The 26,520-nt window shown below is 32.3% G+C and carries 23 protein-coding genes and 2 tRNA genes; 7 read left to right on the top strand and 18 right to left on the bottom strand.

What is annotated here, in order from left to right:
* Positions 1-105: 105 nt before the first annotated feature.
* Positions 106-627, top strand: a complete 522-nt coding sequence (locus tag V9L05_RS06410) for a DUF2147 domain-containing protein (RefSeq protein ID WP_338794026.1) — start codon at positions 106-108, stop codon at positions 625-627.
* A gap of 392 nt (positions 628-1,019) precedes the next feature.
* On the opposite strand, the gene V9L05_RS06405 is transcribed toward V9L05_RS06410, so the two are convergent.
* From V9L05_RS06405 to V9L05_RS06385, 5 genes are all read right to left on the bottom strand, one after another.
* Positions 1,020-1,475: a biopolymer transporter ExbD gene (locus V9L05_RS06405; protein ID WP_338794028.1), complete on the bottom strand. Its 456-nt coding sequence runs from the start codon at positions 1,473-1,475 to the stop codon at positions 1,020-1,022.
* Positions 1,476-1,533: 58 nt separating this feature from the next.
* Positions 1,534-2,115, bottom strand: coding sequence for a biopolymer transporter ExbD (locus V9L05_RS06400; protein WP_338794030.1), 582 nt, complete (start codon positions 2,113-2,115; stop codon positions 1,534-1,536).
* Positions 2,116-2,127: 12 nt separating this feature from the next.
* Complete coding sequence (locus tag V9L05_RS06395) at positions 2,128-2,655, bottom strand: hypothetical protein (protein ID WP_338794032.1); 528 nt, start codon at positions 2,653-2,655, stop codon at positions 2,128-2,130.
* 183 nt (positions 2,656-2,838) lie between these two features.
* Positions 2,839-3,684: a MotA/TolQ/ExbB proton channel family protein gene (locus tag V9L05_RS06390; RefSeq protein ID WP_338794034.1), complete on the bottom strand. Its 846-nt coding sequence runs from the start codon at positions 3,682-3,684 to the stop codon at positions 2,839-2,841.
* A gap of 461 nt (positions 3,685-4,145) precedes the next feature.
* Positions 4,146-4,233: transfer RNA gene (locus V9L05_RS06385), tRNA-Ser, on the bottom strand.
* Positions 4,234-4,569: 336 nt separating this feature from the next.
* On the opposite strand from V9L05_RS06385, the gene V9L05_RS06380 reads away from it, so the two are divergent.
* A complete protein-coding gene (locus V9L05_RS06380) occupies positions 4,570-6,060 on the top strand; it encodes an MFS transporter (protein ID WP_338814833.1) in 1,491 nt (496 codons plus the stop codon).
* A gap of 154 nt (positions 6,061-6,214) precedes the next feature.
* Entirely contained in the window at positions 6,215-7,756 is a 1,542-nt protein-coding gene (locus V9L05_RS06375) for a long-chain fatty acid--CoA ligase (RefSeq protein ID WP_338814831.1), read from the top strand.
* A gap of 79 nt (positions 7,757-7,835) precedes the next feature.
* Here the strand turns inward: V9L05_RS06375 and V9L05_RS06370 are convergent.
* The 4 genes from V9L05_RS06370 to V9L05_RS06355 form a co-directional block, all read right to left on the bottom strand.
* A tRNA-Cys gene (locus V9L05_RS06370) sits at positions 7,836-7,906 on the bottom strand.
* 117 nt (positions 7,907-8,023) lie between these two features.
* Positions 8,024-9,349, bottom strand: coding sequence for a 30S ribosomal protein S12 methylthiotransferase RimO (gene rimO, locus V9L05_RS06365; protein ID WP_338814830.1), 1,326 nt, complete (start codon positions 9,347-9,349; stop codon positions 8,024-8,026).
* Between the two features lie 314 nt (positions 9,350-9,663).
* Entirely contained in the window at positions 9,664-10,359 is a 696-nt protein-coding gene (locus tag V9L05_RS06360; protein ID WP_338814829.1) for a type 1 glutamine amidotransferase domain-containing protein, read from the bottom strand.
* 23 nt (positions 10,360-10,382) lie between these two features.
* Entirely contained in the window at positions 10,383-11,183 is an 801-nt protein-coding gene (locus V9L05_RS06355; protein ID WP_338811837.1) for an IS5 family transposase, read from the bottom strand.
* 338 nt (positions 11,184-11,521) lie between these two features.
* Between V9L05_RS06355 and V9L05_RS06350 the strand changes: the two genes are divergently transcribed.
* Both V9L05_RS06350 and V9L05_RS06345 read left to right on the top strand, forming a co-directional pair.
* On the top strand, positions 11,522-12,214 hold the full coding sequence (locus V9L05_RS06350; RefSeq protein WP_338814828.1) for a hypothetical protein: 693 nt from the start codon (positions 11,522-11,524) through the stop codon (positions 12,212-12,214).
* Between the two features lie 9 nt (positions 12,215-12,223).
* Positions 12,224-13,090: a lysophospholipid acyltransferase family protein gene (locus V9L05_RS06345; protein WP_338814827.1), complete on the top strand. Its 867-nt coding sequence runs from the start codon at positions 12,224-12,226 to the stop codon at positions 13,088-13,090.
* Between the two features lie 211 nt (positions 13,091-13,301).
* Here V9L05_RS06345 and V9L05_RS06340 read toward each other — a convergent pair whose 3' ends face one another.
* The 5 genes from V9L05_RS06340 to V9L05_RS06320 all read right to left on the bottom strand — a co-directional run bounded on the left by V9L05_RS06340 (position 13,302) and on the right by V9L05_RS06320 (position 20,803).
* On the bottom strand, positions 13,302-14,510 hold the full coding sequence (locus tag V9L05_RS06340) for an efflux RND transporter periplasmic adaptor subunit (protein WP_338814826.1): 1,209 nt from the start codon (positions 14,508-14,510) through the stop codon (positions 13,302-13,304).
* A 92-nt stretch (positions 14,511-14,602) separates the two neighbouring features.
* On the bottom strand, positions 14,603-15,880 hold the full coding sequence (locus V9L05_RS06335; RefSeq protein ID WP_338814825.1) for a TolC family protein: 1,278 nt from the start codon (positions 15,878-15,880) through the stop codon (positions 14,603-14,605).
* Positions 15,881-15,947: 67 nt separating this feature from the next.
* A complete protein-coding gene (locus V9L05_RS06330; RefSeq protein ID WP_338814824.1) occupies positions 15,948-19,112 on the bottom strand; it encodes a CusA/CzcA family heavy metal efflux RND transporter in 3,165 nt (1,054 codons plus the stop codon).
* Between the two features lie 122 nt (positions 19,113-19,234).
* A complete protein-coding gene (locus tag V9L05_RS06325) occupies positions 19,235-19,681 on the bottom strand; it encodes a hypothetical protein (RefSeq protein WP_338814823.1) in 447 nt (148 codons plus the stop codon).
* A gap of 192 nt (positions 19,682-19,873) precedes the next feature.
* Positions 19,874-20,803, bottom strand: coding sequence for an arginine deiminase-related protein (locus V9L05_RS06320; protein WP_338814822.1), 930 nt, complete (start codon positions 20,801-20,803; stop codon positions 19,874-19,876).
* A 98-nt stretch (positions 20,804-20,901) separates the two neighbouring features.
* Here V9L05_RS06320 and V9L05_RS06315 point away from each other — a divergent pair, with 98 nt between their 5' ends.
* Together V9L05_RS06315 and V9L05_RS06310 are read left to right on the top strand one after the other, a co-directional pair.
* Positions 20,902-21,519 carry a Crp/Fnr family transcriptional regulator gene (locus V9L05_RS06315; protein WP_338814821.1) on the top strand — a complete coding sequence of 206 codons (618 nt, stop codon included), beginning with the start codon at positions 20,902-20,904 and terminating at the stop codon, positions 21,517-21,519.
* Between the two features lie 329 nt (positions 21,520-21,848).
* The gene (locus V9L05_RS06310) at positions 21,849-22,673 is read left to right on the top strand and encodes a sulfite exporter TauE/SafE family protein (RefSeq protein ID WP_338814820.1); all 825 of its coding nucleotides are present in this window, start codon (positions 21,849-21,851) and stop codon (positions 22,671-22,673) included.
* Between the two features lie 181 nt (positions 22,674-22,854).
* On the opposite strand, the gene V9L05_RS06305 is transcribed toward V9L05_RS06310, so the two are convergent.
* The 4 genes from V9L05_RS06305 to V9L05_RS06290 all read right to left on the bottom strand — a co-directional run bounded on the left by V9L05_RS06305 (position 22,855) and on the right by V9L05_RS06290 (position 26,440).
* Positions 22,855-23,100, bottom strand: a complete 246-nt coding sequence (locus tag V9L05_RS06305) for a hypothetical protein (RefSeq protein WP_338814819.1) — start codon at positions 23,098-23,100, stop codon at positions 22,855-22,857.
* 123 nt (positions 23,101-23,223) lie between these two features.
* Positions 23,224-24,525 (bottom strand): amidohydrolase, encoded by a 1,302-nt coding sequence (locus V9L05_RS06300; protein WP_338814818.1) that lies wholly within the window; start codon positions 24,523-24,525, stop codon positions 23,224-23,226.
* 78 nt (positions 24,526-24,603) lie between these two features.
* Entirely contained in the window at positions 24,604-25,194 is a 591-nt protein-coding gene (locus V9L05_RS06295; protein WP_338814817.1) for a Crp/Fnr family transcriptional regulator, read from the bottom strand.
* Positions 25,195-25,246: 52 nt separating this feature from the next.
* Complete coding sequence (locus V9L05_RS06290) at positions 25,247-26,440, bottom strand: ISL3 family transposase (protein ID WP_338812543.1); 1,194 nt, start codon at positions 26,438-26,440, stop codon at positions 25,247-25,249.
* Positions 26,441-26,520: the final 80 nt, after the last annotated feature.

Below are 26,520 nucleotides of genomic sequence, written 5' to 3'. Positions count from 1 at the left end.
TAGTAAAACTATTGCTTTAAATAGCAAAACAATCTCTTGTATATAAAAGATTAATTGCAATTTTATTAAAACCTATTCAGACAACACTTTAATTTAAACTTCATTATGAAAACACTTCATATCTTATTTGTAGCTCTTTTTGCTTCTTTATTTGTTTTGACAAGCTGGACAGCAGCCGAATTTTACTCTCCTACACAAGATAGCCCAGGAGATATTTTGATAGGTGATTGGCAGCCAAGCGATAAACGTTCTGTTATTCGTATTTCTAAAGGAGAAGCTAGTAAAGGACAAGACGTAAATAAATACTATGGTCGCATTGTATGGCTAAAAGAAAAAGATAATCCAGACGGAACACCTCGTTTAGACATCAATAATCCAGATGAATCAAAGCATTCTGATAAAATATTAGGAATGACAAACATGAGAGATTTGGAATTTGTAGGTGATAAAGATGATTTAGTTTGGGAAAATGGAAATATCTATGATCCTAAAAATGGTTCTGATTACAGCTTTGAAATGACAATGAGTAAGAAAAATACAAATCTTGTCGATGGACGTGGTTATATTGGTGTTTCTATGTTTGGTCGTACTGATACATGGAAACGTTTAGTTAAGAAAGGAAAATAATTTTTTTATTGTCTAAGACAAAAAACTCTTTCTATATCGCTTAGAAAGAGTTTTTTTTGATTATATTAAAATAATAATTATTTTCCCTTAAACTTATTGTTCAAGCATTTTGCTTGGAGATGCCTTTTTGCCAGCATATGCTGATAGATAGATATAATATACAATCTTATGCCAGTATAAGGAAAATTCAATATCTCTATTGGTAGTATCTAAACTATAATCGAGACATTTATTGTGAATAAGAGTATTGAATTTGTAGTGAAACTCTTATCTCAAAATATATTTATACATTTTCAGGCAAGATAGCATAACAGTACAATATATTTTATATAAAAAAAGCCATTCTCAATAAATTGAAAATGGCTTTTTCTTTTGTATAAATTTCTCTGATATTATTCTTCTCCTTTAGAGGCTGCATAATAGATTTTGAGAGCTTCTGTTTCACGAAGTTCTTCACGAATATCTATTACAACTCCCATATCCAAACCAACATCGCCTTTTATAGCTACACGAAAACGATTTTTATCTACTTCGGGTACGTTTGCCATAGATTCCACTGCAAACTGTTGAATTTGATCTAAATTGATGAATACATCATTTACTTGAATACGAGGTGCTGTACCAAATTGATCTGCTTCTTTTGGTTTACCAATATAAATATTAGCTACCAAATTGGCTTTTTCCATTTTCTGCACTTGGTTTGCTTGTGGCAAAAGTACGTTTACTTTAAGCGTATTTTCTCTCATTACAGTCGAAACCATAAAGAAGAAAAGTAACATAAAGATAATGTCTGGCAGAGCAGAAGTAGGTATCTCTGGATTCGGTTTCGGTTTCTTTTTAAAAGGCATGCTATTTCTAGTTTAGAAATGGTATTTCTGTGTATTCTTTGGTTATTTATTAAGCTAGTTATTGTGCTCCTCCACTACCTGTTGGCTCTGCATCAGATACATTAAGAGGATACTTGTCTTTAGCTAATTTATAACGGTCTTTATTTACTTGTGTATCCTGTCTTGAAATTTCTAAGAAATCATCAACAGTAATTTTTTCACCTAATTCTTTGGTCAAATATTCTGCTCTAAGTTCATTATAGCCTTGTAAAATTTCATCCAAAACAGTTAAGTAAGTTGTATAATCTGTACCTCTGTCTGTTTTGATTGAGATAATGGCATCTTTTGGACTTACAGAAAGTTCAGGATCAACACCATAATTATTTACATGTGCTTTTATTTCCTTTTTTATCTGACTCATTTTGCCTTCTTCTCCTTCAATAAGCAATTCATTGCTAGAGTTAATAATAACTTTATATACATTTCGCTTATTGAGTTCAACTGGAGGAACTTCTCCTTCAGGCTTAGGTGCTAAATCTCTATAAACTCCTTTTTCGGAAGCAATACGTGTAGTTACTAAGAAAAAGATAAGTAATAGAAAGGCTATATCTGCCATCGAACTGGCATTTACGCCTACATCGTCACGTTTTTTCTTTCCCATAATAAAATTTTCTTATTTAAATGAACGGCTTACTTCTCCAAAAATAGCTCCTATAAAAGCGACTGCAATCATAACATAGGTCATAATGAGTACGCCTCCAATATATTTTGCACCTTCTGCACTCATTTCTTCATCTGTTGTTTTTACGGCTGTTGCATCAGCAAAAGCATAACAAATAAAGAATACAACGACTAAAACTCCTAATGAAATAGCAATTTTAACAAGTGCTTTTGGGTCTTGAGTAACTGTATAAACTAAAGGAAGTACAATAGCTGCAATCATTGCAAAACCAACAAGTACATAAGAGAGAGGAATAAACCAATCTGCAACTGCATTACCTGTAATTTGTTCTTCTACCTTTGTAGGTAGTTGTACTTTGTCCATAAGGTCATCAGTAATGTCTGTATAACCTTTTTCTTCTACAGCTTGCTTCTTTGCTAATTCTTTTTGTGCAGGATAGCCCGAACAGCCATATACACCAAAAGCAACAAATAAAACGACAACGATACCGTAGATGATTAAAGAAAGATATTTTTGCATAATTCTTTTTATCTAATTTTTATCTGAGTATTCTAGTAAATTGTTAATAAATTGATTTCTAAGTGATTTGATAGTTTTAAAAACTATTTATACAAAACCTTAAAATAGAATAGGTGTATTAGTTGTACAGAATATATACTAATAGTAACACACCTATTTTTACTTTAATTCTTTCTTAACTAATTACTTAGAAAGGTCATGTTTGATAAGCAAATCTACAAGAGAAATAGAAGCATCTTCCATATCTGTAACAATTGAGTCAATTTTAGAAACACAATAATTATAAAAGATTTGAAGAATTACGGCTACAATAAGACCACCTACTGTTGTAAGAAGTGCTACCTTGATACCACCTGCTACTAGTGAAGGTTGAATATCACCTGCTGCTTGGATAGCATCAAATGCACCAATCATACCGATTACTGTACCCATAAATCCAAGCATTGGAGCAAGAGCAATAAAGAGTGAAATCCAGATAAGTCCTTTTTCTAACTTGCTCATTTCTACTGAACCAGAAGACATAACTGTTTTTTCTACGATTTCAATACCACGATTAGCACTCATAAGACCTTGTGCAAAAATGTCAGCAATAGGACCACGAGTAGCAGCACAAACTTCTTGCGCTCTAGAAACACCACCTTCACGGAGAGCATCTTCTACTTTAGCCAATAATTTGTCTTTATTTGTACTAGCAAGGTTAAGAACAATAATACGTTCAATAGCAACTGCAAGACCAATAATTAAACAGATAAGTACCAATGACATAAATTGCCATCCACCTTCAATAAACTTTTCTTTGATAGCTTCGTGAGTTGTTTGTTCTGGAACAAGGGCAGCAGCAGCAGCGTCAGCATCTGCTTTTACTTTTGCAGCAGCAGCTTCTTCTTCCATTTTTTGCACATTGGCAATAGAATCATTTACTCTATCTATAGAGTCTTGATTTACCATCATTTCGCTGTCATCTTGAGCGTGCGTTGTACCAATAGCGAAAAAGCAGATTAGGGCAAGCAGAGAAAATAATTTTTTCATATTAGTCTGAGTGATTTACGGAGTAAATAATCTTATAGGTTAAGATATTAGGTTTAGCAGTTTGGGCTAAGGGTGTAAAATTAAAATTGACAATAAATTAAACTAAAATTAAATAGACTTTATTATTCATTTAGAATAGTGAGTGATTCAATTTTAACTTATTAATAAAACAATATTTGACAAAGTAATAAAATTTCAATCAAAAAAAATAATGTTTTCAGTGTCAACAAAGATTTTTGCTGAAAAATTATTTTAGAATTAACACAAACCATAAAATTCTATTACTACAAATGTTTCAGCGTTTTGTAATTTCACAAAATACAATTGAAACTAGCAATAGTAGATTAAGAATACATTTTATGTCCTAAAAGTAACATTTTAGTTTGAGATAATCAAAAAAAAATAATTCAAGTATAAATTAGTGTTCCTAATACGTCTATTCTATAGATTTTTTGTTTTTGCAGAGAGGAAGGGATTCGAACCCCCGATGCCCTTTTGGGGCATACTCGCTTTCCAAGCGAGCTCCTTAAGCCACTCGGACACCTCTCTAAAGTTTATCTATTTTTGAGTAAAGTATCTTTTATTCTTTATTCTATCTACAAATAAATTAAGAAAAAACACGTTATGCAAATTTTATTTCATTTTTTTTGATAATATATCCAAACTTATTTTAATAATATGCGTATAAGCATTTTTTATCTTCAAAAAATGTTCAAAATCAAAACTTTATCAAAAAAAATATCAATACATCTATATTTGCTGTTCTTTGAAGAGATACAAGGTTTGAGAATCTATCAAAATCATGTATTTTGTGCTTAATTAGGCTTTTCTACAAATCTATCAACACTTAGGAAATGATTTTATTTTCCTTTATATCAACTGCACTTGGAGAACAACTTAGATATACAAACCAACAAAATAGAAGATTCGATTAAGATTGATTTGAACACTTCGAAAAGTGGACAAGGCTCAAAGAGAATCTACAAACGCCCTGAACTTCCTATTACGGCTGTTTTGGGAAGTGCTTTTCTTATATACGGTATTCTTTACCATGCTGCTGCATTTGCTGTTTTGGGAGCTGTCTTTTCGTATGATAGAAGTAGTAGTGAAACAACTATTTTGATGAATATTCGGGATATTAGTTACATTGTTTTTACAATTGTAGGAGCTATCATTGTTCCTCGTTGGTCTGCTCGTAATATAATTGTTGCTTGTTTGTCATTAATGGCAATTTGTGCTATTGCTGTATCTTTCCAAACTCACAACTTTGCATTAGCTGAATTTTTATTTTTCTTAACAGGAGGCTCTTTTGCACTTGTTCGTTTGGCTGCATACTGGCTTCTTAGTTTAGAATCAAAGAAGAAAGGACAACATGCAAGGCGAATAATGCACTTAGAAGGAATGTACTTACTGGGAGTTGCTCTTAGTTATATTCTCTTTTTACCTTATATTCAAGATATTGATTCTTCTTGGACTCAAGCCTATTGGATTCTTTTGCCTTTTTTGGTTATTGCTATTGGTTTTCAGTTTTTACATTATCATTATCCTTTACGTTCTATTCCTGAGTCTTGGAAAAATGAGTTTCGTCATGCTCGTAAATCACTGAATGGTTTATTAATTAATTCTATTCTCTTACTTTCCATTTTTTGTGTATTTATTGCTTCTATTATTTATGTTCATTTTGAAGAATGGGCAAATGTTTTTGCAGTCAAACTTATAGATTTAAAAAACAGACAATTTTATGATTTAGGTGCTTTAGCTATTATTTTCTTAGTGATGGCAATTAGTCGTTTACTTATTGGGACTCTTTTACAACGAGCAGGGCGTTTTATGATTTTTGTTTTTTGTGTTGTAGGGTTTATATGTTTAGTGCTTTGGAATGGAGATATTTTTAGTAGTCAGACTATTTATCCTGCGTCTGTTTTCAATGATATTTCACCTTATTCATTGCTTCTCCCTGCAACAGCCTTTTTCTTAGCCCCTATTTTGCCTTTGATTTATGCTGTAGTGATTACACAAGCTTCAGAAAGACAGCAACCTCTTGTAATTGGACTTTTATTAGGAGTAACAATGTTAGGCAAACTTTTATTTACTTCTCTTTCTGCTAAATCGTATAAATATTTTGTAGATTATACAGCTTTTTATTTGATACTAATTCCTCTTGCATTGCTTTTAGTTTTGTTTTTCTTGGCATATTCGGATTTAAGTAGAGACTCAAGACTATTCCATAGAAAAAAAAGAAAATCAAATAAATCTAAAAAGACTAGAAGGACAATAAAACGTAGATTTAAAACTATCAAAAAGGAAGAAAAGAAAAATGAAGGTTTAGATGAAGATTTGGAATGGATAGATGAAGAAGAGAATGAAGATATATGATAATGTTCTCAATTTATTATGATACTATTTTTATAAAAAATGAGATTATTGTTAAAATTATTGTCTGGGGTATTTGTTATCTTGAAAGATATTTTTATTAAATATTAATTCGACAACATCAACATTCTTTCTTAAAGACCTAAATATATAAACTATGATTAACCTTTCTGTTATTTTAGAAGATAGTGCTAGAAAGTTTCCTAACAAGGACGCTTTTATTTTTATGGACAAACATTTCAGTTATAGCCAAATAAATGCTGCTGCTAATCAAGTGGCAAATGGTTTGGTGAGAAATGGAATAAAAAAAGGAGATAGAATAGCTCTAAGTTGTTTGAATTTACCTTTTTTTCCTATTGCTTATTTTGGTATTCTTAAAGCTGGAGCTATTGTAGTTCCACTTTCAGTGTTATTAAAAAGAGATGAAATTGAGTATCATTTGAAAGATTCTGGAGCGAAAGCCTATTTCTGTTTTGAAGGCACTGCTGAGCTACCTATGGCTGTTGAAGGTAAAACAGGATTTGATGCTACCACTAGTTGTGAACAATTCTATGTAATTACTGGAAATCCAGCTGCTCCTTCTCCTATTGAAAATACAAAAACTCTAGGTTCATTAATGGCTAATCAGTCACCGATTTTTGAAAACATACAAACTTTAGCAGATGATACAGCTTTAATTATTTATACTTCTGGTACTACTGGAAAGCCCAAAGGTGCTGAATTATCGCACTCCAATCTGATACATAATGCTATGCTTTCTTCAGATATTACAGACTTAAATCGTGATGACAAACAACTTATTGTTCTTCCATTGTTCCACATTTTTGCTATGACAGTATTGATGAATGCTGGATTGTATAAAGGGGCTACTAGCGTACTCTTACCTAGATTTGATGCCGAAACTGTATTAGAATTAATGCAGAAACATACTGTAACCGTTTTTGCAGGAGTTCCGACTATGTATTGGGGATTACTCAATTATGAAAATACTAACTTTGACTTAAAGGCAATAGCTAAAAATCTCAAAACATGTGTTTCTGGTGGTGCTGCATTACCAGTAAATGTATTAGAGGAATTTGAGGCAAAATTTGAAGTGCCAATATTAGAAGGGTATGGAATGTCAGAAGGTTCTCCAGTTGTTACTTTTAACCAAAAAACTGTTGGTAAAAAAGCTGGTTCTGTTGGTACTCCTGTCTGGGGTGTGGAAGTGAAAATAGTAGATGAAAATGATAACGAAATGCCAATCGGAGAAAAAGGAGAGCTTATTTACCGAGGACACAATGTAATGAAAGGTTATTTTAATAGACCTGAAGAAAATAAAGTAACACTGAAAAATGGTTGGTTATATTCTGGGGATGTTGCAATAAAAGATGAAGATGGCTTTTTCTTTATTGTTGATCGGACAAAAGAAATGATTATTCGCAAGGGACTAAATGTATATCCTAGAGAAGTTGAAGAGGTAATAATGAAACATCAGGCAGTATCAATGGTAGCAGTAATAGGTGTGCCAAATGATGAATCAGGAGAAGAGATAAAGGCATGTGTAGTAGTGCATAAAGGAAAAGAAGTTTCAGAAGAAGAACTAATAGCTTATACTAAAGAGCATATTGCAGCGTACAAATATCCACGCATTATTGAGTTTATGGAAACACTACCTATGAGTGCCACAGGAAAAATATTAAAGAAAGAATTGAGTTAATATTCACTATTCTAGGACTAAAATATTTTCCATAAAAAAAGACTTGCCAAACTGACAAGTCTTTTTTACAAGTGTTATGAGGTTGCGAGCGGATTCGAACCGCTGTACACGCTTTTGCAGAGCGTTGCCTAGCCGCTCGGCCACGCAACCTTTTTATTTTGCACTCTCTAAAGTTTGTGTTTTAGAGAGTGCAAACTTACGAATCTTAATTGATTTTGCAAAGTAAAAGTTCATTTTTATAGAAAAATCTAATAAAATTTTTTTTTCTTACTTGACTATTTCTCCAAACAAATCAAATTCTTCTACTTTATCTATCTTAACATTAGCAAAATCGCCTATTCGTAGATATACTTTTCTTGCATCTACCAAAACCTCATTATCTACTTCTGGCGAATCAAATTCAGTTCTGCCAATAAAATAATTGCCTTCTTTTCTATCAATAAGGGTTTTATAAATCTTGCCTATTTTTTCTTGATTGAGTTCTAAAGAAATGCCTTGTTGGATTTCCATAATCTCAGCAACACGTTCTTGTTTTTCTTCTTCACTTAAAGTATCAGGCATTGAATGCGAATGTGTGTCTTCTTCATGAGAATAAGAAAATACGCCCAATCTATCAAAACGCATTTTTTCTACAAAATCTAATGTTTCTTCGTGGTCTTCTTGTTCTTCATGGGGGTGTCCTGCAATAAGTGTTGTACGAATAGCAATTTCAGGCAATTTCTGACGGATAGAATCAATTAACTCCTCTGTTTTTTCTCTTTTAATTCCTCTACGCATTGCTTTCAAAACTTTGTTCGAACCACTTTGCAAAGGAATATCTAAATAATTACAGATTTTTTCATGCGCTTTCATTGTATCAATGATTTCTATCGGAAAGCCTGTTGGATATGCATAATGCAAACGAATCCATTCAATTCCTTCAATATCAGCTAATTTTTCTAAAAGCTCAGATAAAGCTCTTTTTCTATAAATATCAATTCCGTAATAGGTTAATTCTTGTGCAATCAACATAATTTCTTTTGTACCTCTTGCAGCCAAGTTTTTAGCTTCTTGTACTAATTCTTCCATCGGACGAGAAACATGTTTTCCACGCATCAAAGGAATGGCACAAAACGAACACGCTCTATCACAACCTTCTGAAATTTTGAGATAAGCAAAATGCTGAGATGTTGTGGTAAGGCGTTGCCCCAAAAGTTCGTGCTTATAATCGACATTGAATCTGTTGAGGATTAAAGGCATATCTAACGTACCAAACCAATCATCAACTTCTCCAATTTCGCTAGAAAGTTCGTCTTTATAACGATGCGACAAACAACCCATAACATATAATTTATCAATTTCGCCTCTTCCTTTTGCTGCTGCGTAATCTAAAATTGTATTGATAGATTCTTCTTTTGCTTTTTCTATAAAACCACACGTATTGATAATAATAACATTTGGCTCTTCAACTTTCTTTTTGGTTTCTAACTGATGATGAGCATCAATTTCATTTGCACGAAGTTGAGTAAGTATATTTTCAGAATCAACAAGATTTTTTGAGCAACCTAATGTGATTATATTTACTTTATCTTTTTTGATTGTACCCGTTTTCATTTACTGTTATATTTTGGAAGCTAGTTTTATTTTTAAAAATAAAAAAGCTAATGGATTTGTCTTCTTTAGAAATAAGGATGCAAAATTACACAAAAAATAACAGAAAACATAAGTTATAAATTTTAAAACAAAATAATAAACACTTGATTTTCAGTAAGATAAATTATCTCTTTATGAAGAGACTTTCTTAAAAGCTTTTTAGTAGTTTGTACAGTAAATGAACAAAATAATACTTCAGCAAATAATTTATTGAAAGAAAAAAGGCAGGACAAAATGCCCTGCCCCTTAGTTTTCTTTAAACGATCTTTCATAACTTAGACAACTTCAACTTCTTTGAGTTCTCTTTTTAGTGTTTGTCCAAGAGGAGTTGCTGAAGCTGGATTTTGTCCTGTAATCAGTCTTCCATCAACTACTACTTTTGCTTCACTATTTGCAGCCTGATGAAACTTTGCGCCACGCTCACGAAGTTTTGATTCTACCAAAAATGGAACTACATCTTCTAATCCTTGTTCTTTTTCTTCTGAATCAGTAAATGAATTGACATCTTTTCCATCTACTAAATAAGAGCCATCACTTAATTTTAGATTTACAAGAGCTGCTGCACCATGACAAATTGAAGAAACAATTCCTCCACTTTCATAAATAGTAGCTGCAATTTTTTGAAGTTCTTTGTTTTCTGGAAAATCCCAAACTGTTCCATGTCCACCTGCAAAAAATATTGCTTTGTAATCAGATGGTTTTATTTCAGACGGTTTTTTTGTGTTTTCTACTCGGTTTCGGTATTTTTCATTGTGCCAAAACTCTTTATTTATTTCGTCATCTAAATCAAAAGCTGTCACAGGTGCATGTCCACCTTTCGGACTTACAAAATTGATTTCATAACCTGCATCATGCAATACCTTCCAAGGATGTGATACTTCGCTCAAATGATAACCTGTTTCTTTTCCTGTATCGCCAAGTTTGTTGTGGCTAGTAAGGACAAATAAAATTTTTTCTTTTTGCTCTGCCATAATCTAAGAGCCTGTTCGAGTTTTTATTTTTTCTTTCTTCTAGCCCCTTTATTTATGAGGTTTAAAATCATAGCTAAATACACAAATGCTTTAGCAGAATCTACAGTTTTCTCATAATCTACTTTTAGTCTTCTGTTTTGATTAAGCCAAGCAAAAGTTCTTTCTACTACCCACCTTTTGGGTTGAGGTACAAATGCTTTATCCTCTTTTTTTTCTCTTCTTGGACTATTGACAATCTCAATTTGTACTCCTGTTTGACTAAATATTTCAGCAGCCAAACTAGCACTTCTATAGCCTGCATCAGCAAGAATTTTAAAGAATTTTCTTCCTCTAAATTGAGCTAAATAAGCTAGATAAGCAAGTTGATTCACGTCAGCTTCATTGGCTGGACTAATCTCTAATTCTAGTAAATTTCCTTGCGTATCTACCAGTATATGCCGTTTACGTCCTTTTTTGAGCTTGTAACCATCTACACCTATAGCTTCCCCTCCATATACACTTTGTACACTTTGAGAGTCTATAGAACCCAAAGAGGGTTTAGCATTTCTACCTTGAGCCAACCGTTCTCTTGTGACCAACTTGTCCAAAAGTTTTTTGTACCAACCCATCTTCTGCCATTTGCTAAAGTAGTCATACAAACTACTCCAAGGAATACCATAACTACTGGGAAGTAAACGCCAACTACTGCCAGAACGAGTGATGTAAAATAGTCCTGAAAAGATATTATACAAACTGTGTTTGCGTTTTCTTTCCAAGTACGAAAAAGGTATAAATTTTTTCATATATTGCCAAAGAGCATCAGATAAATATTCATTAGTAAACATAGTCATTGATATTTTAATTAGTAACTGAAAATCAATAACTTAACTAATAAAAAAATCTGATGTTCTTTTTTATGTATCTAAACTCGAACAGGCTCTAATAAGTTGTTTAAAAAATGAATATTAAAAAATAGTTTAGATAAAAATAAATATTTTATGAATCATAAAACAAGTTCTAAACTGCATTATAAAACACCTTTCTTATTGAATTGTTTAGATTTTTTAAATATTGAATATAATCTTATCATTTTTTAAAATTTATCATCTTTACCAAAAAACTGCTCTTATTTATGTAATTTTGAATATCCTTTTGATATAAACCTACAAACTAACTAGCCCCAATGAAAAAAAAACTACAAAAATTTACTTTAGTGCTACTTTCTGTTTTTACTCTAACTTCTTGTTTTGAGCTTCGTGAAGAAGTGTATATAAAGAAAGATGGTTCAGGAACTTACTCACTTACTGTCGATTTAAGTGGACGCAAACAAGAAATTGCTATCACTACTTCGCTTACAGATTCCACACAAGAAGAAAAAAACTTTGTTGCCAATATTGAAAATGTAATTCAGAAAAGTAGTGAGAGTTTTTCTGAGATTGGAGGAATTACACACGTTGAATATACAACTGATTATGAAAATTATTTGACAGGTTTTAGCTTTGATTTTGATAACGTAGAATCACTTACGGCAGCACTTAATCAACTCAATACCGAACCTGCTCCTTCAAAACCTGCTTTTGAATTCTCTAAGAGAACTTTTGAAAGAAATAATACACATTATCTCCAACCTCTTTTGGATAGAGCAAAAGAGAGACAGCAAACACCAGAAGACGAAGCAACAAAACGTTTCCAAGATTATGTCTTTGAGTCTGCTAACTATGTTTTTATTGTCAGAACAGAAGGTAAAATCAAAAAGTATTCGAATAAAAAAGCAATATATTCATCTGATGATAAAAATGAAGTAGTTCTTAATTACAGCTTTTCAGACCTTCTTTCTGGAAGAGCTAATTTGGATAATAAAATGAAAATTAGATAAAAACTTACTATGATTCCATTTTTTATAAAATTTCTTGCTCGTTTTCCTTTTTGGTTTTTATATAGAATTTCAGATATTCTTTTTGTGGTCGTTTATTATGGAAAATTATATCGAAAGCAAGTAGTTTTGGATAATCTGTATCGTGCATTTCCTGAAAAAACACAGAAAGAGAGAGAACAAATTGCACGAGCTTTTTATAGAAATTTTTGTGATTTTATTATCGAAACGCTAAAATCTTTTCATATTTCAAAAGAGCAAGTTGTTAGGCGAACTCGTCCGACTCCTGAGTCTTTAGAAATAGCTAAAACAGTTGCTAAAGACAAACAATCTATTATTGTTTTGGCAACACATCACTTGAGTTGGGAGTGGGTCAGTTTGTCGTGTTCAGTAGAATTGGAAACAATTGTGAAGCCTATTTATAAAAAATTAACCAATAAAAAGATGGATGAACTGATTTATGAAATGCGTTCACAGTTTGGAGCAGTTCCATTAGAAATGAGAATTTCAAATAGAGAGATTATTAAGCCAACAGATGTTTCGGTAGGTTATGTTTTGGTAGGAGATCAAACACCAGCAGGAAATAATAGACAGTATTGGACTACTTTTTTTGGAAAGGAAGTGCCTTTTTTCGTGGGTGTGGCTCGTCTTGCTCCCCAATCTAATTTGCCAGTTTATTTTTTGAGAATAACAAAGCCAAAACGAGGACATTATTTATATTCCTTAGAACTCATGCGAGAACCTCCTTATAATACTGATGAGAGTGGGACAGATTTTTCTATTTTGGATGAGTATTCACAAAGAATAGAAGAAGCTGTTCGCAATTCTCCTGAAAATTGGCTCTGGACGCATAAGCGTTGGAAGAGAGTGAAGGAATAAAGTATGAATCTTTATAAATCAAATTACCACAAGATTTTGTAGCAATACAGTGTAACATAAGTTTGTTTGTGTTTTACTATCGTCGGTGGGGACACCGACAATGGCAGAATTATAAATTGAACAGGGTTTTAACTCTGTTTTACATGCAAAGAAATACAAAATAATTTATGTTACACAGTAGTAATTTGATTTATCAAATTTAGTTACATTTTTAATGCGAATGCCCAACAGTTTCAGCCGAAGAAGCATTCAAATAATATGCTCCTTTACTTACAAAAAGAAGTTCATAAATTGATTTTTGAATTGAATTATCTTTAATTAAAAATTGAAATTCATTTTCATTTTGTGCATAGACTTCAATTTCTACTTTATCAAACTCAATTCCTTTTTCTACTTTTTCTTTTTGAATGAATACAAAAAACTGTTCTCCTTCTTGAATTAAGGCATCTTTTGGCAAAGTAGGACGGTCTTGTCCTTCACTTTCAATCGTTATTTTACCAAGTGTTCCATCTCTAAGAATGGTAGAGAGTTTTTGTTTGATTTCTGCGTGTATGCTTACCGTTTTGGTAACTGCATCAATCGTATTCGAAATGGAATAAACAACTGCTTCAACAGGTTTTGAATTGGGAGAATTGTAAGGAATAAAATTTACTTTTTGTCCTTCTTTAATAGCATCAATATCTTTTTCATAGACCAAAATTTCGATATGCAAATGCTCTTCGTTCAAAATTTCTACCATTGATTTATTTGCATCTATAAACTCCCCAAGCTGTCCGACAATATTGTGGGTCATTCCTGAAATAGGCGCAAGAACAGAAAAGGTAGAATGAATAGAATTAGCAGAAAGTGACTTAGTAGATAAATTAATGAGATTTAGTTGAGCTTGTAAACTTGCTTTTTGAGCCTTTGCCATGTCTAATTCTGCTTGAGCTTGTTGTACAATTTTTTGAGTAGTGGCATCTTGACTTTGTAGATTTTTTTGGCGTTCCAAATCAGCTTCCAACATTATCAGACGAGCCGAAACAGTCAAATATTCTTGTTGCATCTTTAATGCTTCTGGATTTTCAAGAATAGCAATTATTTGTCCTTTTTTGACATAATCGCCTTCATGAATCATAATTTGTTTTATTTTTCCTCCTAAAACGCTCCCTACTAAAGCCTTGTTTTGTGGTGGCAAATGTATTGTTCCTGTTGCTTCAATTATTGTTGGAATTGATTTGAGAGAAGATTTATTTATTTCAATTCCTAATTTTTTGATTTGCTCACCTGTAAAAATAGGATGAGTTTGTTCGTTTGATTGGTGTTCATTGGTTGTGCTTTTTTCAGTATGGTCGTGTGCATGTGTTGCATCTTTTTCACAACTCCAAAAAAGAAGAATAAAACAAGCAAGCAAGGCTGAATATATGATTTTAGTTTTCATTTTTTTTATATTTATATTTTGCACCACAGACTTCCCAGTCTGTGAAGAATATTTTATTTTTTGCACAGACTGGGAAGTCTGTGATACATTTTTTAATTATTGAGAAATTCCCACATCGCTAATGTGCTATTGAAATTTTCTTGCGTTTCAAGATAAGAAAGTGAAGTTTGCAGCGTCTGTTGTTGAATTTGAACAAGTTGCAAAACTGATATTTCACCTTCTTTATATCTAATTTGAGCTAAATTAGTAAGTTCTTCAGCTTGTGGAAGTTGCTGTTTCTGATAGCTTTCTAAAATCGTTTGAAGGTTTTGTAATTTCATCAAAACTGCCTTTTTTTTTTCTGAAATTGCATTTTTTTGATAAGAGAGTTCATTTTGAGCTTGTACTTCTTTGATTTTGGCAACTTGAATTTTTGAATTATATTCTCTCCAAACCAAAGGCACAGAAAATCCTGCTTGAAAAGCATTATAAACACCAACTTCGCCATCAAAAGTTGGAGAAGAGTAACCCAAATGTAATTCTGGCATTGCTTTACTGCGTTCGACTGCAATTTGTCTTTGAGCTAGATTTGTTTGTGCTTCAAAGTAAGTAAGCATTGAATTGGAAGAATCAGAATTAGCTAAATTCAACATTGATTTATCTAAAGATTCAGAATTTACATTCTGACTAACATTTTCTAAAAAAAACAGTTCATTTTGAGCTAATTTTTGTAAATCATGAAAAGTCATTTTTAACTCGTTTTCATTAATAGATTTTTGTTGTAGCAGTTGTAAACGCTGATTTTGTGCTGTCAGAAGTTCCATTTTATTAGTTTGTCCTGCCTGTGTTTGTGCTTTTGTGATTCTTTCAACTGTTTTCCACAAGCTATCTTGTTTTTGTAAAAGAGCATTTTTTTGAGAAAAAAAGACAAATTTGTAATACAACTGACTAATCTGATTTTTGAGTGCATTTTTTTGATACTTCAGATTTGCTTCTGCACTCATTTCTTGTGCTTGAAAGGCTTTTTTAGTTGCCGAAATTGAACCAATAGGATTAAAATTTTGAGTAATAGTAATCATTACATCCCGATTATAACTACTCTGAACATTTCCGTATTGAAGGGAAATATTCGTTTTGGGAACAGAAAAAGCTCCTTTTTGCTGACTAATTGCACTTTCAATGTCTAGTTTATTATTTTGTAATAAGCCATTGTTTGAAAAGGCAATTTCAATGATTTTATCTAAAGTAGATGTTTCTGAAATATTTTCTAAGGAATCCGTTTGTGAAAAAACAGGAAATTGAATCAGTAGAAAAAATAGAACTAGAAAGAGTTGTTGGTATCGTTTCACTAAAACACCAATAACGGCATTTATTATTTTTGATGGTTTCATTTTTTTGAGAATTTATGTATGTATTTACCTCAACGACGGCAAAGCCTCGTTGACGGTTGTGATAGAATTATTTACGTTTTTCCAAAAATCCATACAAAATAGGAAGAACAATAAGTGTCAAAACAGTTGCTGTTATAAGTCCACCAATCACAACAGTTGCAAGAGGTTTCTGAACTTCTGCACCTGCTGCTGTGGAAATTGCCATTGGTAAAAAGCCCAATGCAGCCGTTAGGGCAGTCATCAAAACAGGTCTTAAACGGTCTTTTGTGCCTTGAATGATTCGTGTTTTTATGCGTTCTTTTAATGATAAATTGTTTGTTGTTTCCTCCTTTTTCAAGTCATTAAAACGAGCTATCAATACAATTCCATTCAAAACAGCTACACCAAAAAGAGCAATAAAACCTACTCCAGCCGAAATACTGAACGGCATATCACGCAAGTACAACGCCCAAACACCACCAATGGCAGAAAGTGGAATGGCAGTAAAAATCAAAGTGGCTTGCTGAAACGAACCAAACGTAATAAAAAGAAGAGCAAAAATAAGAAGCAACGCCACAGGGACAGCAATTTGCAGACGAGCTTTTGCAGCTTGTAGGTTTTCAAATTGTCCTCCATACGTAACCAAATAACCAGTCGGTAATTTGATTTGAGTATCAATTTTTTCAGAAAGTTCATTCACTAATGATTCTACATCTCGTCCTCTGACATTGATTCCTACAGTAAGTTTTCGCTGTGTATTTTCTCTTGAAATCTGTGCTGCGCCTTCAATTCGCTTGATTTTGGCAACTGTATTTAATGGAATTTGTTGATTTGTAAGGTTTATAGTAGAAGGAATTGCAATGAAAAGATTTTCCAACGTCGAAGGGTCATTTCTATCTTTTTCAGACAAACGCACCACCAAATCAAAACGCTTTTCTCCTTCGTAAATCGTACCTGCATATCCACCTGCAAAAGCCGTTTCGACTAGCTTATTTGCTTCATCAATCGTAATTCCGTACTGTGCTAATTTTTGTCTATCGTACTCAACAACAAATTGAGGAAGTCCGACAATTTGCTCTACTCTTACATCTCCAACACCTTCTATATTTTCGGAAAGTACGCCTATTTGTTGTCCATATTTGAAAAGTGTATCCAAATTTTCCCCAAAAATACGAATGGCAATATCTGATTTATCGCCTGTAATAAGTTCATTAAAACGAAGTTGAATAGGCTGTGAAAACTCAAATTGTGCATGAGGTAAAATCTCTAAAGCCGTTTTCATTTTTTCTACTAATTCTTCTTGGTCTTGTGTTGTTGTCCATTCTGATTTTGGGTGTAATAAAATCATAATATCGCCAGTTTCGATAGACATTGGGTCAGTCGGAATTTCTGCTGTTCCAATTTTTGAAACTACATCACGCACTTCATTAGGGAAGTTTTTTATCAAAATTTGTTCGGCTGCCGTAGTGGTTTTTATGCTTTCTTCCAAAGAGCTTCCTGCTGGAAGAGTGAGTTGCATTGCAAAATCGCCTTCTTCTAAAGTAGGAATAAATTCGCCTCCCATTTGTAAAAAAACATACAAACTCACTCCAAAAACAAGCACAAAAATACCTACAATACTTTTTCCGAATTGCAATGATTTTTCAAGAATAGGAATGTAAAAATTTTCGGCAGCTTCCATAATTGCATTTGAAATTCGTTCTGCAAAACTGTGTTTTTCTTTAATATTCTTAGATAAAAGCCAAGCCGACATCATCGGAACATACGTCAATGACAAAATAAATGCTCCCAAAATGGCAAAAATAACGGTTTCTGCCATCGGTTTAAACATTTTTCCCTCAACGCCTGTAAGTGCCAAAATTGGTAAGTAAACCATCAAAATAATGATTTCTCCAAAGGCTGCCGATTGTCGGATTTGGAGAGAAGAATCCAAAACGGCATTATCCATTTGCTGCGCTGTCAGTTTCTGACCTTTATACTTTTTGTATAATTGATGGACAACATTTTCAACAATAATAACCGAACCATCTACAATCAAACCAAAATCAATCGCTCCCAAACTCATCAGATTTGCCGAAACTCCAAAAAGATTCATCATTCCAAAAGCAAACATCAATGCCAACGGAATTACAGAAGCGACAATAAAACCAGCTCTAAAATTGCCTAAAAGCAAAACCAAAACAAAAATTACAATTAATGCGCCTTCTGCTAAGTTTTTCGAAACGGTATCAATCGCTCTTCCAATCAAATCGGAACGCTCTAAATAGGGAACAATACTGATTCCTTCGGGCAATGCTTTTTGAACTAATTTTACACGCTCTTCGATATTTGCGATGACTTCTGAAGAATTTGCACCTTTTAACATCAAGACAATTCCACCGACTGATTCGCCTGTTCCTGCTTGTGTCATTGCACCTAATCGTGGTGCATAGCCTTCTTTTACTTCGGCAATTTCTCCAATCAAAATAGGTTTTGAATTTCTGACTTTGATAGGAATTTGACGAATTTGTTCTAATGAATTTTCAGCATTAATCAATCCTTCCGTTCTTACATAATATCTATAATGCGTTTTTTCGATATAACTTCCTCCTCCATTGGCATTATTTGAAGCCAAAGCATCATAAATATCATTCAATGTAATTCCCAAACCTTGCAACGTTGCAGGATTGACAGAAACTTCATATTGTTTGAGATTTCCACCAAAAGAACTCACTTCGACAATTCCTTCCACGCCTGCCATTTGCCTTTTTACAATCCAATCTTGAATAGTTCGTAGGTCAGTAATGGAATATTTATTTTTGAATTTTTCTTCTACTTTGAGTGTATATTGATACACCTCGCCCAACCCTGTTGTAATGGGCATTAAAGAAGGCGTTCCCAAATGAGAAGGAATTTCGGCAGAAATAGCCGTTAATTGTTCGCTAACAAGCTGACGAGCATTCAAAAGTTCAGTTTCTTCTTTGAAAACAATCGTAACCACCGAAAGACCATATTTTGAAACCGAACGCACCTCAACAACATTTGGCAAATTTGCCATAGAGAGTTCGACAGGCGTAGTGATAAAACGCTCCACTTCTTGAGGAGCTAAAGTAGGCGATTGCGTAACAATCTGAACTTGATTATTTGTAATATCAGGGACGGCATCTAAAGGCAAATTGAGGAGAGAATATGTTCCCCAGCCAATAAGAGCCAAAACTCCCATAAAGACAATGAATTTATTACGGATAGAAAATCCGATTAGGTTGTCTAACATAAAATTTTTGATTTGACCTCCCCCAGACCCTCTGAAGAAGGGTAGGAATACGGTATAATGTATTAACTAGTTCAAGCGTCGACGCTTGAACTAGTAATTTCAAGAAAAAATAAATCGAAAGATTATGCTAAAATTGGGGGCGCACGAAGAGGAATATTCTTAAAAAGAATATCTTGTATAGTATGAGCAAAAAAACAAATGTATGTATTTTTGCTAGAAACTACTGCTTGTTTTGTGTGATTTTGAGCAGTAGAAAAATCTGTCAAAATAGCCTTAAAATTAGATTTTATATCTTGTTTGACTATTTTTTGAAGCTGAGTAGAAACAGAGTTACCTTCTTCTGTAAAATTATGCAAATGTTCTTCTCCAACGTTAGGAGAATATAGTAAAGCAAAAAAGTTTGAAGGTGTTGCTTTGTGTGTATGAATTGTATTTGATTTACAAACTACATGCTGATGATGACAGTGAGGCGTAAATGAATGTCCGACAAGCAAAAACAAACTCATGGTTATCCAAAAAAATGGAAAACGAGTTTTTATGTTTTGTGATATATTTGGAAAATTATTCATTTTTATTTTAAACCTCGTTGACGGCTTCATTTGAGTCTCAACGACGGTTCATTGTTTTGAATTTAACCGTCAACGAGGCTAAAGCCGTCGTTTAGGTTTTTTATACTTACTACAAAAGTGAGAAATTTGTTGTCATTTTTCCAAATAAACTTTCTTAAAAGGCTAATTTGGAAAGATTTTAATTTAAAAGAATTAAAAAACTTCACAAAGCATACAACGAACACTTCCACCACCATATTTTTCAATGGTAGGGATAGGACTAGAAATAATCTTACTTTCTTTTTGTAAAATATCTATCTGATTTTGAGAAAGAATTTTGTGAGCAGCTTCTGACATAACCCAAAATTTTTCATCTTTTGTATTTTTGACTTGCAACATATTGCCTGCAAAGTGATGTTTTTGTTCAAGACTTATTTCTAAAATGTTTTTTCCTGCTTCTTCTAGTTTTTGAATTAAATAAGCCCTTTCTACTTTATCTCTAATGGAATCTAGACAGACAACAGCTATATTTTCACCTATTGACATCATTACGTTGGTGTGATAAATTAATTTCCAACCTTCACTAGTTTCTTGTTCAGAATAAAAAAAGACAGATTCATAATCCATTTTTTTACAAAATAAATAAATTAAATCTTTATCTGTTCGCTGTGAAAGACAGGCATAAACCATTCGATTTTTTCTATCTAAAACAAGACTTCCTGTACCTTCTAAGAAATTATTTTGATTCTCAAAGTTAGTCAAGTCTATAATTTCATCAATCTGAAAACCTAATTTCTGTGCTTCTTCAATGGCATCGTTTCTGCGTTCTTGTCTTCTGTTTTCTCCACACATAGGATATAAAATAGCCTTTTTATGTGTATCAGAATGAAAAGAAATCCAGTTATTTGGAAAAAGTGCATCTGGTGTAATGGGTTCTTTTCCATCTTTTCTTTTTGCTGGTAAAACGATTGTTTTTATGTCGTTTTTTTGGAGTTCTTTTACTAACAAATCAAATTCTTGTTTGGCAAGTTTTTGAGTGTCAATATTATCTGTTATTTTTTCTTGATAAAAATTTGTAGCAATCGTATCAGGATTTGCTGTAAAATGATTGGGTTCTATTAAAAGGAGTGTATCTGTAAGCATAGGTTTTCAATTAAGTATTTTCATATTTCAAACAAAGATAACAGGATTTGACTTTACTACTTGCAAAATAATAGTTGTCATTTATCAATTAAAAAATAATGCTTCAAACCTTCACAGAATTCAAAACTTCGCCAGAGCTGACTCAAAAACTTTACGATAATAGTATCATCAAAAACTATAAAGCAGGTGATGTTATTTTGGAAGAAGAATCTTCTATTCGTTCTATTCCAATTATTGCAAAGGGAAGTATTAGAGTTCTTCGAACAGAAGAAGATGGCAGAGAAATTTTCCTTTATTACATCAAATCTGGTGAAAGTTGTATTATGTCTTTTTTGGGTGGAATGCACAATGAAGCCAGTAAAGTGCGTGCAGAAGTAGAAGAAGATGCAGAGATTTTATTTTTGCCAATTGATAAAGTAATGCTCTTCATAAAAGAATATCCCGAATGGTTAGATTATATTTTTAGGTTGTATCACAAGCGTTTTGAAGAGCTTTTAGATGTCGTCAATGCGATGGCGTTTAAGAAAGTAGATGAAAGGCTTTTGCATCTTTTACAGAAAAAAGTAGAACTGACAGGCTCAAAAACTATTTCTATTACTCACGAACAACTCGCTAACGAACTCGCTACAGCTAGAGTAGTCGTTTCAAGACTTTTAAAACAGCTTGAAAATAATGGAGTAGTAGAATTAGGCAGAAATAAAATTACGATTCTGTAACAAAAGTAGCTGATAAGTTATTTTAAAATCCTCATTTTTGTAAGAAAAAATATATTGTTAGAACAAGAATTAAATAAGTTACTATTTTTGATTTAATAATTAATTGAAAAATCGGTGGTGTTGTAAAAAGTATGATAAGTTATTTGGTTGTTGGTGTCGCTTCGCTAAAACACCAACAACGGCATTGTGGGCAATTTTTAGTTACATAATTTTGCTATTCTAAAACACTTTTAAAAAATCATACTTTGTGTAACACCAGCGAAAAATCAATATAATTTGAAATCGTAATTCGTAATTTTTAATTCGTAATTGTTACTTATTTTACAATGATGATAGAATTTATAGGTTATTTTGCTGCCATTTTTATTGGAATTTCACTTGGACTTATTGGAGGAGGTGGAAGTATTCTGACTGTTCCTGTTTTGGTTTATTTGTTTAGTATTGAGCCTATTGTGGCGACGGCTTACTCGCTTTTTGTAGTTGGTCTGACGAGTAGTGTAGGTGCGTTTACGTATTTCAAACAAGGTTTGGTCAGAATGAAAACGGCTTTAGTTTTTGGGATTCCGTCTATTTTTTCGGTTTTCTTGACTAGACAATATTTAGTTCCTTTTATTCCTGATGAGATTTTTAGTGTAGGAAATTTTGTTCTTACAAAAGGAATTTTCTTAATGGCTTTATTTGCCATTTTGATGATTTTAGCTTCTTATAAGATGATAAACTCGGGTTCTACATCTGTCGTTGGTGAGGACACCGACAATGGCTTAGATGTAGACGCAGAAAAAAAATCGTTCAATTATCCAATGGTAATTTTACAAGGTTTGGTAGTTGGTCTTATTACAGGTCTTGTGGGTGCTGGAGGTGGATTTATTATTATTCCTGCTTTAGTTTTTCTCTTGGGTTTGGAAATGAAAGAAGCCATTGGTACTTCGCTTACTATTATTACACTCAATTCTTTCTTTGGTTTTTTGGTTTCTCAAAATCAAATGCAAACCGATTGGAAACTCCTTTTGATTCTTTCTACTATGTCTATTTTAGGAATTTTTATAGGAATGGCACTTTCAAAACGCATAGATGGAAAAAAACTCAAACCTCTTTTTGGGTGGTTTGTGCTGATAATGGGAAGTTATATTTTGATGAAGGAATTGTTTTTTTGAAATGAGTCGTCGGTGGGGACACCGACAATGGTCTAGAGATTATTAGTAAACCAAACTACATAATCATATAAGGCTTGATTTTTTGGTGTGATAGTTACAGGTTCTACTTCGCATAATGGAAAATTAATAGTTTGACGATTAAATTTCCCAGCTCCTATTACACCATAATGCTCCTCACTATCTACAAAATCATTTCTGTTCCTGATTTCAATTCATCTCTAGAATATCCATTATAAATTACTTTACAAGGTAACTCTACATTATTTTCTAAATATTCTAGCCATATTTCTATCAATTCAAAATTATCTTCACATTCAGAAATTACAGATTCAATTCTTTTTTCTTGTTCTTCCAAATTTGTCAAATTTGAGTCTGTAATCTCTTTTTCCACTTTATTGTTATCTTCAGTTTGAATTTTCTTTTTCATTATTTTTTTAAGTTGTTTAATATTTAAAACAAATTTCCAATTTATAGAAATCGGATAATTTTGTTTTTTTGTCTTCAAGAATAGAAACTCATTCTCTAACCTCTTTTTGGGGAATAATGGCTTTTATTCTTTCAATCTTTCTATAATCATGGATGAAAAATAGTTTACTCCAGTTTTTATGCTGTTTTCGTCTGCTGCAAAGTTGGGTGAGTGAGGCATAGAAATTACACCATTTTTATAATCTGAAGCACCTATTAAAAAATAAACACTAGGAGCATACTCTTTATAATAGGCAAAATCATCACTACGTCCATCTGGTATTACACCTTGTAATGAGATTGCACTTTGCTTTCCATAAATATCGCTAATACTATTGGTAACTAAAGGGGTTAATTTCTCATCGTTTAGAACAAGGGCTATTTCATAAGAATAGGCAATATCAACTAAATTTTTTGAGTAGTTAGACAGTAAGAATTTTTGCTTTAGACTTGATAAAACTGAATCTAATTTGTATTCATTACTAGCACTTAGATAAGCTTTTATCACAATTTCATTCTCTTTTTCTTCAATACGAAAATTTGAATTTACTGTAACATAGTCTTTAAAGATAGTTTTTGGATTTGCTAAACCTATCTCCTCATCCATTAAATTTCTAACATCCCAAAATTTACTATCAGGGGCAACATTTTGAAAACTAGATATTAGTTCTTTTGTGTAGTTAATTATTTCATCTTTGTCTTCTGTCTTTTTAAGAACAACTTTTAAATCTTTATAATCTGCAAACAAATTTCTACTTCTGGCAGCAATAACTCCTTGAGGCATAGGGGAAACGTGTAAGGCATATATTTCATCTGGATTGATAATATCAAATAAACCATCATCAATCATTGCCTTTGCACCTTTCCAATTTTCTTCTGAAGGTTGAAATACAAAATAAATAGTACCTGTAAGACTGTCTTTCAAATTTGTCAATATATTAGCAATCCCAAGACCTATGGTTGTGTGTATATCGTGTCCACAAATATGTCTTACCCCTTTATTTTTTGATGAAAACTCTACTACATCAGGAAATTCTGATGAGAGAGCATCAATGTCTGCTCGCCAAGCAATTCGTTTTCCTTTTTTATTTATTTTGAGAATTCCAACGACTCCATATCCACCAATATTTGTATGAACTTCTAACCCAAGCGATTTTAAGTAATGTGCTATTTTTTGGGAAGTTCTTTTTTCTTGCTCAGCTAATTCGGGATAAGTATGCAAATCTCTACGTACTTTGATTAGACTATCAAAAATTTTATCAGTGTGTTGTTGTACAGCTTTATGAATTGTGTGGTCAGTCTTTGAGTTTTGTCCGAATAAGGAAAACGAAAGAAAGATAAATTGTACTGATAATGCTATTGTAATAAGTTTATTATTTGAAATCATTTTTACGATATTTAGTTGGTTATTTCTTACAAAGATGCAGAATAACAATACTATCTACCTGACACATTTGTGACAAAATCATTTTTTGCTCATTTTATTTCTTATTCTACTCAAAGATTGCCTTTTAATACCTAAAAAAGAAGATAAATCTGTCAAACTCACTCTCTGCATAAGATCAGGATTTTCAGCTATAAATTTTAGATACCTTTCTTCTGCTGTATTGAATAAAAAACTCTCAACTCTATCACTCAAAACTGTCAAAACCATTTCTGCAATAAATCGCCCCTGCATTTCACTATTTTTAAATTTCTTATAACTTTCCTGAATCGTATTGTAAGGTAGTTTGATAATAATGCAAGGCTCTAAACATTGTAAAAAATACTTGGTAGGTTTCTGTCTGATAAAAGCTGGGTAGTCAGTAATATATTGATTTTCCTTGGTAAAACCTGTTGTTATTTCATTACCCTGGTCATTTATAAAATATCTGCGTATAAGTCCTTGACAAATAAAACCCATTTCTTTTTGAATTTCTCCACTTTCTAAAAAGAATTCTCCTTTATCTAATTTTTGTATTGTCAAATGGTTTTTAATGAAATTTTTCTCTTCAGAAGTTGAATGGCTAAGTTGTTCTAAATATAATGCGTAATATTTTTTGTTTTCTATGGTCATCTTAGACTAAAAACTAGAGATATATTTATGGTTGTCTGACAATTTTTGTGTTTTAGTTTGAAATAGCTAATGCTCTCCATCTTAGATGCTCAAAGTTAGGCATTCCGAATGCGACTCTTCTTATACTTCTAATTAGATTATTTAATCCCTCTGTTACAGCATTTGATAATGAATTTTTGACATAATTGGCTACATATTCCATTGTACTATTTAAAGTATTTGTAAACGATTTAAAGATGTTTTTCAGCTCCTCATTCATACTTCCTACCCATTCCTCTATTTTTTGTAGTACTATTTCTATTTTTTGGTTATTATCAAGAATATGATGAAACTGTTCTCTTTTCCAATAGACTTCTTTTAACAAGGGACAATCTTCAAAACAAAGTTGTAAGTTAATTAATTCCTTGTCTGATAAGTTATGATATTGTTTATATAAAATCCACTTTAAACGGCGATAATTTAGGTTATCAGTTTCTGACTTTCTGAGCAGTTTACGAAATTTATCAACACAACTATTGAGTAAGTTAGTCACATGAAATCTATCTAAAACGATAGTTGCACTAGGAAAACAGTGTTGAGCTACACTAATATAACCTCTCCAATAATCACAAGAAACATCTGTAATTTGCTCACAGAAGGAACTACCTAACGACTCAAAATGAGCAATCAAATCTTCTTTTTTGCGACTTTTTAGTATATCTACTAGTGTTCCTCTATCTAAATCTGTTAAAACACATAGATAATCTTTCTTACCTTTTCTATGGCTTTGTTCATCAATTCCTAAACGTTTTACTTGAGCATAACGTTGGGCTAAATCAACTCGTTCTTTACAAAGAGACAAAACTGTACGCTCAACCGTTTTAGGATGAACATTTAAAATGACTGCACTTTCTGAATAGCTTTGTTTCCGAGCCACCATAAACATAAAATCTTCTTGACGATGAGTATGAGATTTATTCGCATCTGCAAAATCAAGTGACTCAGTAAAATAACTAGTACAGGTTTTACAGTAAAATTGACGTATTTTTATGGATAAATAAACCTCTCTTGAAATTAAATTTAAATCACGAACAATGCGTTTATAACTCTGATGAACTTGAGAACTAACTTGACCACAAGTAGGACAAATACAAGAACTCGTTGATAATTTACAAGAAATAGTAACTTTGTCTTTTGTCAATTCAACAGCTTCTACTTTTACAGAAGACAAATTGAGTAAGTGTTCATATAATTCTAAATTTTCCATTGCTAAATATAAATACTTTTTGTGTTTCCACAAAAATTGTCAGACAACCATATTTATTTTGATATTTTACACATAAAAAC

Origin of the sequence: Bernardetia sp. Wsw4-3y2 (genome assembly GCF_037126295.1) — a bacterium.
Classification (GTDB): Bacteria; Bacteroidota; Bacteroidia; order Cytophagales; family Bernardetiaceae; genus Bernardetia.
Note: the sequence above shows the minus strand (reverse complement) of the source record. Positions and strands in the feature narration are given on the sequence as shown.

Bases quoted from the DNA above. Each gene is read 5' to 3' on its own strand.
- V9L05_RS06410 (WP_338794026.1), top strand. From the start codon at position 106: ATGAAAACACTTCATATCTTATTTGTAGCTCTTTTTGCTTCTTTATTT.
- V9L05_RS06405 (WP_338794028.1), bottom strand. From the start codon at position 1,475: ATGCCTTTTAAAAAGAAACCGAAACCGAATCCAGAGATACCTACTTCT.
- V9L05_RS06400 (WP_338794030.1), bottom strand. From the start codon at position 2,115: ATGGGAAAGAAAAAACGTGACGATGTAGGCGTAAATGCCAGTTCGATG.
- V9L05_RS06395 (WP_338794032.1), bottom strand. From the start codon at position 2,655: ATGCAAAAATATCTTTCTTTAATCATCTACGGTATCGTTGTCGTTTTA.
- V9L05_RS06390 (WP_338794034.1), bottom strand. From the start codon at position 3,684: ATGAAAAAATTATTTTCTCTGCTTGCCCTAATCTGCTTTTTCGCTATT.
- V9L05_RS06375 (WP_338814831.1), top strand. From the start codon at position 6,215: ATGATTAACCTTTCTGTTATTTTAGAAGATAGTGCTAGAAAGTTTCCT.
- rimO (WP_338814830.1), bottom strand. From the start codon at position 9,349: ATGAAAACGGGTACAATCAAAAAAGATAAAGTAAATATAATCACATTA.
- V9L05_RS06360 (WP_338814829.1), bottom strand. From the start codon at position 10,359: ATGGCAGAGCAAAAAGAAAAAATTTTATTTGTCCTTACTAGCCACAAC.
- V9L05_RS06355 (WP_338811837.1), bottom strand. From the start codon at position 11,183: ATGTTTACTAATGAATATTTATCTGATGCTCTTTGGCAATATATGAAA.
- V9L05_RS06350 (WP_338814828.1), top strand. From the start codon at position 11,522: ATGAAAAAAAAACTACAAAAATTTACTTTAGTGCTACTTTCTGTTTTT.
- V9L05_RS06345 (WP_338814827.1), top strand. From the start codon at position 12,224: ATGATTCCATTTTTTATAAAATTTCTTGCTCGTTTTCCTTTTTGGTTT.
- V9L05_RS06340 (WP_338814826.1), bottom strand. From the start codon at position 14,510: ATGAAAACTAAAATCATATATTCAGCCTTGCTTGCTTGTTTTATTCTT.
- V9L05_RS06335 (WP_338814825.1), bottom strand. From the start codon at position 15,880: ATGAAACCATCAAAAATAATAAATGCCGTTATTGGTGTTTTAGTGAAA.
- V9L05_RS06330 (WP_338814824.1), bottom strand. From the start codon at position 19,112: ATGTTAGACAACCTAATCGGATTTTCTATCCGTAATAAATTCATTGTC.
- V9L05_RS06325 (WP_338814823.1), bottom strand. From the start codon at position 19,681: ATGAATAATTTTCCAAATATATCACAAAACATAAAAACTCGTTTTCCA.
- V9L05_RS06320 (WP_338814822.1), bottom strand. From the start codon at position 20,803: ATGCTTACAGATACACTCCTTTTAATAGAACCCAATCATTTTACAGCA.
- V9L05_RS06315 (WP_338814821.1), top strand. From the start codon at position 20,902: ATGCTTCAAACCTTCACAGAATTCAAAACTTCGCCAGAGCTGACTCAA.
- V9L05_RS06310 (WP_338814820.1), top strand. From the start codon at position 21,849: ATGATAGAATTTATAGGTTATTTTGCTGCCATTTTTATTGGAATTTCA.
- V9L05_RS06305 (WP_338814819.1), bottom strand. From the start codon at position 23,100: ATGAAAAAGAAAATTCAAACTGAAGATAACAATAAAGTGGAAAAAGAG.
- V9L05_RS06300 (WP_338814818.1), bottom strand. From the start codon at position 24,525: ATGATTTCAAATAATAAACTTATTACAATAGCATTATCAGTACAATTT.
- V9L05_RS06295 (WP_338814817.1), bottom strand. From the start codon at position 25,194: ATGACCATAGAAAACAAAAAATATTACGCATTATATTTAGAACAACTT.
- V9L05_RS06290 (WP_338812543.1), bottom strand. From the start codon at position 26,440: ATGGAAAATTTAGAATTATATGAACACTTACTCAATTTGTCTTCTGTA.